This window comes from Pseudomonas sp. JC1203 (assembly GCF_056175065.1).
Genome location: NZ_JBWCAM010000021.1, coordinates 24,896 through 35,422, shown reverse-complemented (window position 1 = coordinate 35,422; position 10,527 = coordinate 24,896). Strand labels below are relative to the sequence as shown.

General features: G+C 62.9%; 10 protein-coding genes and 1 tRNA gene. 1 reads left to right on the top strand and 10 read right to left on the bottom strand.

The features are described 5' to 3' along the window. Positions 1–187: 187 nt before the first annotated feature. Positions 188–1,483, top strand: a complete 1,296-nt coding sequence (locus AC0SZ7_RS26060; RefSeq protein ID WP_475507078.1) for a lipase family protein — start codon at positions 188–190, stop codon at positions 1,481–1,483. On the opposite strand, the gene AC0SZ7_RS26055 is transcribed toward AC0SZ7_RS26060, so the two are convergent. From AC0SZ7_RS26055 to AC0SZ7_RS26010, 10 genes are all read right to left on the bottom strand, one after another. Beyond that, entirely contained in the window at positions 1,437–2,234 is a 798-nt protein-coding gene (locus tag AC0SZ7_RS26055; RefSeq protein WP_475507077.1) for an ATP-binding cassette domain-containing protein, read from the bottom strand. The genes AC0SZ7_RS26060 and AC0SZ7_RS26055 overlap by 47 nt on opposite strands. A gap of 148 nt (positions 2,235–2,382) precedes the next feature. Then, a complete protein-coding gene (locus AC0SZ7_RS26050) occupies positions 2,383–3,255 on the bottom strand; it encodes a restriction endonuclease (RefSeq protein WP_475507076.1) in 873 nt (290 codons plus the stop codon). Between the two features lie 214 nt (positions 3,256–3,469). Then, on the bottom strand, positions 3,470–4,570 hold the full coding sequence (ychF, locus tag AC0SZ7_RS26045) for a redox-regulated ATPase YchF (protein ID WP_475507075.1): 1,101 nt from the start codon (positions 4,568–4,570) through the stop codon (positions 3,470–3,472). Positions 4,571–4,591: 21 nt separating this feature from the next. After that, entirely contained in the window at positions 4,592–5,176 is a 585-nt protein-coding gene (gene pth, locus AC0SZ7_RS26040; protein WP_475507074.1) for an aminoacyl-tRNA hydrolase, read from the bottom strand. A 146-nt stretch (positions 5,177–5,322) separates the two neighbouring features. Continuing rightward, a complete protein-coding gene (locus AC0SZ7_RS26035; protein WP_475507073.1) occupies positions 5,323–5,919 on the bottom strand; it encodes a 50S ribosomal protein L25/general stress protein Ctc in 597 nt (198 codons plus the stop codon). A gap of 137 nt (positions 5,920–6,056) precedes the next feature. Beyond that, complete coding sequence (locus AC0SZ7_RS26030) at positions 6,057–6,998, bottom strand: ribose-phosphate pyrophosphokinase (protein WP_008373254.1); 942 nt, start codon at positions 6,996–6,998, stop codon at positions 6,057–6,059. 48 nt (positions 6,999–7,046) lie between these two features. Further along, positions 7,047–7,121, bottom strand: a tRNA-Gln gene (locus AC0SZ7_RS26025). A gap of 10 nt (positions 7,122–7,131) precedes the next feature. Beyond that, entirely contained in the window at positions 7,132–8,007 is an 876-nt protein-coding gene (ispE, locus tag AC0SZ7_RS26020) for a 4-(cytidine 5'-diphospho)-2-C-methyl-D-erythritol kinase (protein WP_475507072.1), read from the bottom strand. Position 8,008: 1 nt separating this feature from the next. After that, positions 8,009–8,626, bottom strand: a complete 618-nt coding sequence (lolB, locus tag AC0SZ7_RS26015) for a lipoprotein insertase outer membrane protein LolB (protein ID WP_475507071.1) — start codon at positions 8,624–8,626, stop codon at positions 8,009–8,011. 4 nt (positions 8,627–8,630) lie between these two features. Next, a complete protein-coding gene (locus tag AC0SZ7_RS26010) occupies positions 8,631–10,358 on the bottom strand; it encodes a tetratricopeptide repeat protein (protein ID WP_475507070.1) in 1,728 nt (575 codons plus the stop codon). Positions 10,359–10,527: the final 169 nt, after the last annotated feature.

Genomic DNA, 10,527 nt, shown 5'->3' with positions numbered 1-10,527 from the left:
GCGCCGCCGCGCCATCCCGCGTCTCTGTGCTGGTGTGGGAGCTGGCTTGCCAGCGAGCTTTTAATAGCTCGCTGGCAAGCCAGCTCCCACTGGTGGCCATGAAGGCTGCCTGTCAGGAGCGTTTAACCAAGGAGCCTCAGTGTCTGATCGAACCCGATATGTGTGTGCAATAACGACGTGGCTGGCCATGCTGGGCGCAGGAACGGCCCAGGCGGATGAAACGGCAGGGCAGCGCGGGACGCTGCTGGAGGTGAAGGAGGTGGCGCGCTACAGCGCCGCGCAGATCAACCAGGCAACGGAAAGCCGAAGGACATTCGTCGACAAGGTCGACTGCGGTGTGAAAGTGGTGGCGGTGCAATACCGCACCATCGGCGTCAAGGGCGAACCTGCCGACGCCTCTGCCGCCCTGGTGGTGCCCGACGGCAGCGCCTGCCAACAACCAGCGCCCCTGCTGGGCTGGGCCCGCGGTACCGAAACCGATCGCCACCGGCAACAGGCGCAACTGGCCGCCGCTTCCGCAGGCTACCCCCTCAACTCCGTCTACGCCGCCCGTGGCTATGTGGTCATCGCCAGCGACTACCTGGGCCTGGGCAACTCCCACTATCCCTTCCACCCCTACCTGCACGCCGACTCCGAGGCCAGCACCATGGTCGACGCCCTGCGGGCGGCAAGGTTGGCCGGTGCGCAGCTGGGCGTGAGCTTTTCCGGCAAGGTGATGCTTGGCGGTTACTCCCAGGGCGGCCACGTGACCATGGCGACCCAGCGCGCCATCGAGCGCGACCATTTGGGTGAATTCGACCTGGTGGCCAGCGCGCCGATGTCCGGCGCCTATGACCTGCCGCACACTTTCCGCGAGTCGTGGAACGGCGTCACCAGTGCCGGGCCCAATCAGCTCTCGCCCTACTTGCTGGCCTATACGGTGGTGGGCATGCAGCGGGTGTACGGCAATCTCTATGGCCAGCCCGAAGAGGTGTTCAAGGCGCCTTATGCCCAGGCAGTGCAGGGCGCTTTCCCTGGGCCGCTGGGCCTGCGCGCGCTGATCGGCCAGGCGCCGTTCAACCAGGTGCGCTCGATCGATGATATGCGCCAGCCGGGATTCGCCAAGGCTTTTGTCGAACAACCGAACACGCCGTTCCAGCAAGACCTGGCGCGCAACAGCACGCTGGACTGGACCCCACGCACGCCGATGATGCTGTGCGGCACCGACCGTGACGGCGTGGTGCCATTCGACAACGCCGCCCGCGCCCAGGCAGCGTTCGCCGGGCGCGGCGTGCAGGTGCCGGTGGTGAATGTCAGCGATGCGGTGCCAGCCAAGGCCACGGGGGCGCAGGCGCACATGATCTGGGCGTCGCTGGCCTGCTACAGCGCCATGCGCAAGATGCTCTTCGACCCGGCGCGTTGGGGCAGCGCCCTGTCGCTGGCCAGGGGCGCAGCCTTCAGCCTGCCATACCCGCTGCAGTGGCCGGCGAGTCGAGGTAGCTGATCAGCGAGCCGTCGCCGGGGTGGCGCATCACGCCCATGGGTATGCCGTAGATGCGCTCCAGGGTCTCGCTCTGCATCAGCTCGGCGGGACTGCCCTGGGCCAGCAGGCGGCCGCTGTGCAGGGCCAGCAGGTGGTCGCAGTAGCGCGCCGCCATGTTGACGTCGTGCAGCACCACCAGCACACCCAGGCCCAGCTGGCGGCTGAGGTCGTGCACCAGCGACAGCACCTCCACCTGGTGGGCGATGTCCAGCGCCGAGGTGGGTTCGTCCAGCAGCAGGAAGCGGCTGTTCTGAGCCAGCAGCATGGCCAGCCATACGCGCTGGCGCTCGCCGCCGGACAGCAGGTCCACCTGGCGCTCGGCGAAGGCGCTGATGTGGGTCAGCTCCAGAGCCCGTTCCACCGCCTCGCGGTCTTCGTCGCTGAAGCGCCCCAGCGCGCCGTGCCACGGGTAGCGGCCAAAGCCCACCAGCTCGCGCACCGTGAGGTTGTCGGCGGCCGGCAGCTGCTGCGGCAGGTACGCCACCTGCTGGGCAAAATCGCGGTTACCCCAGGCCGGCAGCGGCTTGCCGTCCAGCACGATCTCGCCGCTGGCGGGCACCTGCTGGCGCGCCAGCAACTTGATCAGCGTCGACTTGCCCGAACCGTTGTGGCCGATCAGGCCGATCATCTTGCCGTGCGGAATCTGCAGGTCCAGCGGTTGCAGCAAGGTGCGGCCAGGGACTTTGAAGCTGACGGAGCGCAATTCGAACATGAGGCTTCCACGATCGCTTGAAATGGGCAGGGCACGACAGTAGTAAATTTGCTAATGCTTATCAATTGAATATTCCGTAGCAGCTGCCAAAGGCTGCGTCCCGCCCCATCACGGTCTGCCTGGGGAGCGCGTTGGGGCAGGACGCGGCCTAGGGGCCGCTGCTACGGGGCGGGGGTTGCGGGAAGATGGTGCGGATGCCGCGGCATTTGGGGTAGTCGCTGCAGCCCCAGAAGTTGCCGCCGGCGTTGCGGCCGGTGCGCGCCACCTTGATCACCATGGGTTTGCGGCAATGGGGGCACGCCGGCGCCTTGGGTTGCGGCTCGACCTTGGGTGGCGGCACCGGGGCGGCGGCAGGCTTGGGCGCCTGCACCGTCTGTTTCTGCGCCGCGGCAATCCAGCGCCGCAGCTGGCGGCCGTCGACCAGCTTGAGGTTGCGGCCGCTGGCGAATTCACGCGCAGGCTCGGTGAAGCGGCCGCTGGTAATCACGAAGCCACCCACCGCGCCTTCCGCCGCCATGGCCCCGTACAGCTCGCGCACCACCGGCACGCCCACCTGCAGCGCTCGCCAGTGCTTGCACTGCACCAGGTATTTCTCGCCTTCCTTGCGGGCGATCAGGTCCACGCCACCATCGGGCCCGGCGCCGCCGCGCTCCTCGATGCTGAAGCCCTGGCGGCGCAGCGCCTCGCCCACCAGCAGTTCGAATTCCTGCCAGGTGAAGTCGTTCACCGCATGCCCGGTGTTCAACAGCTCGCGGCGCTTGCGGCGGCCAATGACCGAGGTGATGGCGCCGATGACGAAGATCAGCGGCAGCAGGTATTGGCCTGCCGTGGCCAAGGTCTTGAACAGCGTCTGGGTCATTATCGACTGCAGGTGCTGCACGTCGCTGACTACGGCGGTGGGCGCCGTGGCCACGCCGTGCAGGTAGACACCGGAGGCCACGGCGAGGATCAGGCTGGACCACCAGGGGAGCTTGCTGGCGAGGAAGATGAGGTCGTCGAAGAGGGAGGTTTTCTTGGCCATGTCCGTGGTCTGTTGGGGTGGGGGGGAGCCGCTGCCGCAACGGCTAATAACGGCTCTGCGCTAGCTCGTGTAGCAGCGACCGCCAGGTCGCGTCCGGGGTGTAGCTGACGGACCGCGGTGCCGGGGATGCGGCCTGGTGGCCGCTGCTACAGGGATACCACAAAAAAGCCCCGGCTCTTGCGAGACCGGGGCTTCTTGAATGGCTGTAACGTGCTTACACGTTAAAGCGGAAGTGCATCACATCGCCGTCCTTGACGATGTATTCCTTGCCTTCCAGGCGCCATTTACCGGCTTCCTTGGTGCCCGCTTCACCGTTGTACTGGATGAAGTCGTTGTAGGCGATCACTTCGGCGCGGATGAAGCCTTTTTCGAAGTCGGTGTGGATCACGCCAGCGGCCTGTGGCGCGGTGGCGCCGACCTTGACGGTCCAGGCGCGTACTTCCTCGACGCCGGCGGTGAAGTAGGTCTGCAGGTTCAGCAGCTCGTAGCCGGCGCGGATCACGCGGTTCAGGCCAGGCTCTTCCAGGCCCAGGGCCTCAAGGAACATGTCCTTCTCTTCGCCGTCGTCCAGCTCGGCGATTTCGGCTTCGATCTTGTTGCACACCGGCACCACGATGGCGCCTTCTTCTTCGGCGATGGCGCGAACCACGTCCAGGTGCGGGTTGTTGTCGAAGCCGTCTTCGGCGACGTTGGCGATGTACATGACCGGCTTCGAGGTCAGCAGGTGGAAGCCGCGGATGACCGCCTTCTCGTCAACACCCATGTTCTTCATCAGGCTGCGCGCAGGCTTGCCGTCGGTGAAGTGGGCGATTAGTTGCTCCAGCAGGCCTTTCTGCACCACGGCGTCCTTGTCGCCACCCTTGGCGTTGCGCGCAACTTTCTGCAGTTGCTTCTCGCAGCTGTCGAGGTCGGCGAAGATCAGCTCCAGGTCGATGATCTCGATGTCGCGCTTGGGGTCGACGCTGTTGGAGACGTGAATCACGTTCTCGTCTTCGAAGCAGCGGACCACGTGGGCGATGGCATCGGTTTCGCGGATGTTGGCCAGGAACTTGTTGCCCAGGCCTTCACCTTTCGAGGCGCCGGCCACAAGGCCTGCGATGTCGACGAATTCCATGGTGGTGGGCAGGATGCGCTTGGGGTTGACGATGGCAGCCAGGGCAGCCAGGCGCGGGTCCGGCATCGGCACGATACCGCTGTTGGGCTCGATGGTGCAGAAGGGGAAGTTCTCGGCCGCGATACCCGATTTGGTCAGGGCGTTGAACAGAGTGGACTTGCCGACGTTGGGCAGGCCGACGATACCGCAATTGAAACCCATGGTGATTCCCTCTTCGTGGAGTCAGGCCTTTTGGCTGTGCAGGTTTTTCATCGCGCGATTCCACTCGCCGGCGAAGATATCCGGCAACACGCCGAGGGCAAAATCGATACTGGCGTCCAGTTTATCCTGCTCGGCGCGTGGCGCCCGGCCCAGGACAAAGTTGGATACCTGACTGGCTACACCCGGGTGGCCAATGCCAAGCCGCAGACGGTGGAAGCCGTTGTTGTTGCCCAGCTGCGCGATGATGTCGCGCAAGCCGTTGTGCCCGCCATGGCCGCCGCCCAATTTGAGCTTGGCAACGCCGGGGGGCAGGTCGAGTTCGTCGTGGGCCACCAGAATGGCGTCTACCGGAATGCGGTAGAAATTCGCCAGGGCCGCTACGGCCTGGCCGCTACGGTTCATGTAGGTGGTGGGGATCAGTAGGCGAACATCATGGCCCTGATGGCTGAAACGCGCCGTCAGGCCGAAATACTTGCGGTCGGCTACCAGGCTTGCGCCGTATTTGGCAGCTACGCGTTCAACGAAAAGAGCCCCTGCGTTATGCCGGGTCTGTTCGTATTCCTGGCCAGGGTTTCCCAGGCCAACGATCAGTTGAATGGCGGTCACGACAGGGGCTCTTCCTTGGAATCGAATTGAACATCGCCACCGGCAGGGCCGGTGGCACAAGTGGACGAGGGCGGTTGTGTAAACTTCGCGATCTCGTCCGCTCATGCTACCGCGATGTCATTACAACTCCGGCTTGCCGAGTAAAATTACTCTGCAGCGCCTTCAGCTTCTGGAGCTACACGTGGAGCGTGGACGTTGGCAACAGCCAGGTCGTTGCCGTGAGCCAGGGCTACGAACTCAACGCCTTTCAGGGCTTTGAGGTCGGACAGGTGAATGATCGAACCGATTTCGGCGTTGGCCAGGTCGACTTCGATGAATTCAGGCAGGTCTTTGGCTTCGCAGGAAACTTCGATCTCGTTCACAACGTGGGAGATCTCGCCGCCTTTCTTCACTGGCGCTTCTTCGTTGATGAAGTGCACAGGAACGATAGCGGTCAGTTTCTGGCCGGCAACAACGCGAACGAAGTCGGCGTGCAGGATGAACTGCTTGGCTGGGTGACGCTGCATGGCCTTGACCACGACGTTTTGCTTGGCGCCGTCAACATTCAGTTCGATAACGTGGCTGTAGGCAGCTTCGTTTTCGAACAGCTTGGCCAGTTCTTTAGCCAGGATGCTTACGGATTCAGCTTCCTTGTCGCCACCGTAGATTACGGCTGGGACTTGGGAGGCGAGACGACGCAGGCGGCGGCTCGCACCTTTCCCCAGGTCGGTACGCGCTTGTGCGTTCAGAATGAAATCAGTCATTTTACATCTCCAAAATAGCCATGCCCGGGTAACGTTTGCGACCAGCGTCAAACCGGGATGGGCAAAAAAGCCCCGCCCCAACGGAAGTGTTGGGGCGGGGCGCTTTTCGTCAACGAAGTGTTCGCAGGGCAGGGCCCTTAGCGGAACATCGCGCTGATCGATTCTTCATTGCTGATGCGGCGGACCGCCTCGGCAACAACCGGTGCGATATCCAGTTGGCGGATACGTACACAGGCTTGTGCTGCAGCGGACAGCGGGATGGTGTTAGTGACCACCAGCTCGTCCAGCACGGAATTTTCAATGTTCTCGATTGCCCGGCCCGACAGCACAGGGTGTGTGCAGTAGGCAAAGACCTTGGCAGCGCCATGCTCTTTCAGGGCTTTCGCCGCGTGGCACAGGGTGCCTGCGGTGTCGACCATGTCATCGACCAGAATACAGGTACGCCCTTCGACGTCGCCGATGATATGCATCACTTCAGAGTGATTGGCTTTCTCACGGCGCTTGTCGATGATACCCAGATCAACGCCCAGGGACTTGGCAACAGCACGTGCACGCACGACGCCGCCGATGTCCGGGGACACGATCATCAGGTTCTCGAAGCGTTGATCTTCGATGTCATCCACCAGAACGGGGGAGCCGTAGATGTTATCTACCGGAATATCGAAGAAACCCTGGATTTGGTCAGCATGCAGATCTACCGTGAGAACACGGTCGATCCCCACCACGGTGAGCATGTCAGCAACGACTTTCGCGCTGATGGCAACACGTGCGGAACGCGGACGGCGATCCTGGCGGGCATAACCAAAGTAAGGAATCACCGCAGTGATTCGGGACGCTGAGGAGCGGCGGAAGGCATCGGCCATCACAACCAGTTCCATCAGGTTATCGTTCGTCGGAGCGCAAGTCGGCTGAATGATAAAGACGTCTTTACCGCGGACGTTTTCATTAATCTCAGTGCTGATTTCGCCGTCGGAGAACTTACCGACAGAGACATCACCCAGTGGGATATGCAGCTGACGTACTACACGCCGAGCCAGATCGGGGTTAGCGTTCCCCGTAAAGACCATCATCTTGGACACGCGCAGTACCTGCCGGCTGAGGGTATACCTGGATGAGTATAAGGAAAATGGCAGGGGCGGCTGGATTCGAACCAACGCATGGCAGGATCAAAACCTGCTGCCTTACCGCTTGGCGACGCCCCTGTATCTGTTGCTACGAGTGCCCAGCACTCGCTTCCTGTGACAGACTCTGTAGTTTACGGTGCAACATTGAGATGTTGCTGCCTTTGGCTACAAACCCTGTAAGGGTATCTGCAAGAAGGTGCGAAACTCTATCAGCTTCCGCTTTGCTTGGGAAGGCCCCAAACACACAACTTCCAGTTCCGGTGAGTCGTCCATCACCAAATTTCTTCAGTGAATTCAAGGCGTTAAGTACTTCTGGATAACGTCTTGTGACTACCGCTTCGCAGTCATTTCTGCTGTTTCCCTTGGGAACGGGGCGCACTTTAATGGGAAGTGAATCGCGTGTCAACAACGGATCTGAAAAAATTTCTGCTGTACTAACAGAGACTTGCGGAACCAGTACCAGGTACCACGGCTCTTCGGGCTCGGCCGGGGTGAGAATTTCGCCCACGCCCTCGGCGAAAGCGGCGTGGCCGCGGACGAATACCGGCACGTCGGCGCCCAGCGCCAGGCCTAGCGTGGCCAGGCTGTCGATGCTTGCGCCGGTGTTCCACAGATGGTTCAAGCCCAGCAGGGTGGTGGCGGCATCGGAACTGCCGCCGCCAATGCCGCCGCCCATGGGCAGCACTTTCTGCAACCAGATGTCGGCGCCCAGCGCGGTGCCGGTCAGGGCCTGCAGTTTGCGCGCGGCTTTCACGATCAGGTTGCTGTCGTGGGGCACACCGTCGATTTCAGTATGCAGGCGAATTTCGCCATCCTGGCGCACGGCGAATTGCAGTTCGTCACCATGGTCGAGGAATTGAAACAGGGTTTGCAGCTCATGGTAGCCGTCGGCGCGGCGGCCCAGGATGTGCAACATCAGGTTGAGCTTGGCCGGGGCAGGCAGGGTCAGGCGTGGCTGGGTCATGTCAGTGCCCCAGTTGCCGTGGCTGCCAGGACTTGACCACCAGGGTCACGTCCAGGTCCTTGCCGTGCAGCTTGATGCGCTCGGGCAGGACGTAGCCGTTCTGCTCGGTGTAGCTGAGGTATTCGACGCTCCAGCCATCCTGTTCCAGGCTGGCCAGGCGGCTGTCGCCGTCCAGGGTCAGCTTGCTTTTGGTGTCGGGCGCTGGCAGGCCGCGCACCCACCACACCAGGTGCGATACCGGCAGGTCCCAGCCCAGTTGTTCACCCAGCAATTGTTCGGGGGAGGCTGCTTCGTAGCGGCCCTGGTTGGCGACTTCCAGCACTACCTGGCCCGGGCGCCCGGTCAGGCGTGCGGCGCCGCGGCCCAATGGGCCGGACAGGCGAATATCGTAATAGTCCTGGCGTTGCAGCCAGAACAGGGTGCCGCTGCCCGAGTCCTTGGGCGCGCGAATGCCGACCTTGCCGTCGATCTGCCAGCCGTCCAGCTGGGTCAGTTGCGCCTTGTGGGCGCTCCATTGTTGCGGGTTGCCCTGGCCCTGCAGGGCTTCGCGGGTACCGAAGCCGGTACAGCCGGCGAGCAGGGCGATCAGGCTGAAGGTGATGACGTGGCGCAAAAACATAAGGTTATAGAGTCTCGGATCCGGTCAGGCGCAGCACGGTGGCGCGCAGGGTAGGGCTCTCGGCGGGTTCTTTCAGGTACTTGGCCCAGATCTCGCGGGCTTCGCGCTGCTTGCCGTTGGCCCACAGCACTTCACCCAGGTGGGCGGCCACTTCCTGGTCGGGGAAGGCGGCCAGGGCCTGGCGCAGCAGGCGCTCGGCTTCGTCGAGGTTGCCCAGGCGGTAATTGACCCAGCCCAGGCTGTCGAGCACGGCGGGGTCATCGGGGTTGATGCTGTGGGCGCGTTCGATCAGTTCTTTCGCTTCGGCGTAGCGCGTGGTGCGGTCCGACAGGGTGTAGCCCAGGGCGTTGAGTGCCATGGCGTTGTTGGGCTCGCGCTTGATGATGGCGCGCAGGTCGGCCTCCATCTGCTTCAGGTCGTTGCGTTTTTCCGCCAGCATGGCGCGGGTGTACAGCAGGTTCAGGTCGTCGGGGTACTGCGTCAGCGCCTTGGCCAGCAGTTGCCAGGCGGCGTCCTGCTGATTGTTGTTGGCCAGGGTTTCGGCTTCCACCAGGTACAGCTGGATGGCGTAGTCGGGCTGGGCATCGCGGGCATCGGCCAGGCGTTTGCGCGCCTCGGCCACGCGGCCGCTGGCCATCAGGATGTCAGCCTGGCGCAGCTGCGCAGGCAGGTAGTCGTTGCCGCCGCCCACTTGCGCGTACTCGGCCAGGGCGCCCTGCGGGTCGCCTTTTTCCTCGGCGATGCGGCCCAGGTTCAGGTGCGCAGAGTCGACGTGGGCGCCACGGTCCACCAGTTCATGCAGGTACACGGCGGCTTCGTCCCAGGCTTTCGCTTCCAGGCACACCAGGGCCAGGGAATAGCGCAGTTCGTCGTCCTCGGGGTACTGCTGCACCAGGCTTGCGAACTGCACCTTGGCGTCGGCCATGCGGTTCTGTTCCACCAGCATGCGCGCGTAAGTCAGGCGCAGGCGTTTGTCGTCGGGGTATTTGCGCAGGCTTTTTTCCAGCAGCGGCACCGCTTCCTTGCCGCGGTCCAGCAGTTGCAGCAAGCGTGCGTGCAGCAGGATAGGGGCGATTTCGCCTTCCTGCGGCGGGTTGTTCTCCAGCAGCGTCAGGGCGCCCTGGTTGTCGCCGTCCTGCTGCAACAGCAGGGCCTTGCCGAACAGCAGTTGGCTGTTCTTCGGGTATTTGGCCAGCAGGCGGTCGAAACTTTGCAGCAGGCCGTTGCGGGTGTCCTGGTCGGTGTCGGCGGCCGACAGTGCCAGGAAGTCGAAATGAGTGTCGCCCTGGCCCTGCAGCACTTTCTCCATGTACACCATGGACTCGTCGTAGCGGCCATTGCGCGCCAGCTGGATGGCGGCGGCGCGTTGGGCGTCGAGGTCCTTGGGCGCGTTTTTCGCCCACAGCAGCGCGGTGTCCAGGGCTGCCTGATCGGCGCCCACGTATTCGGCAATGCGGAACGCGCGCTCGGAAACGCCAGGGTCGCCGGTCTTGCGCGCCTGATCCACGTAGTTGTCCAGGGCGATGTCAAAGCGGTTGCGCTGGCCAGCCAGCTCCGCCGTCAACAGGCTGAAGACGGTGTCTTCAGTGAACGAGCCGTACACCACCGGTTTCTCGGCAGGCTTGGGAGTACTGTCCTGGACAGCGGCGGTGTCTTGGTGCTTGCCGGGTTGCCAGGCCTGGCAACCGTTGAGCAAGACAAAAGCTAGGAACAACGCGGAGGATCTATTCATAGGGAGTTTTGGCGACTTACCTGCGGTCGGATCATCATGACACAAGCCTGTGGGCAAACCCATAAGCGATGGCACCTGCGGGGGTAGACTATTAGGACAATAGACTGCGGTAGTTGTTCTGGGGCGGACTAAGTAGGACAATTGTCGGCTTATCGACATCATCAGCGAC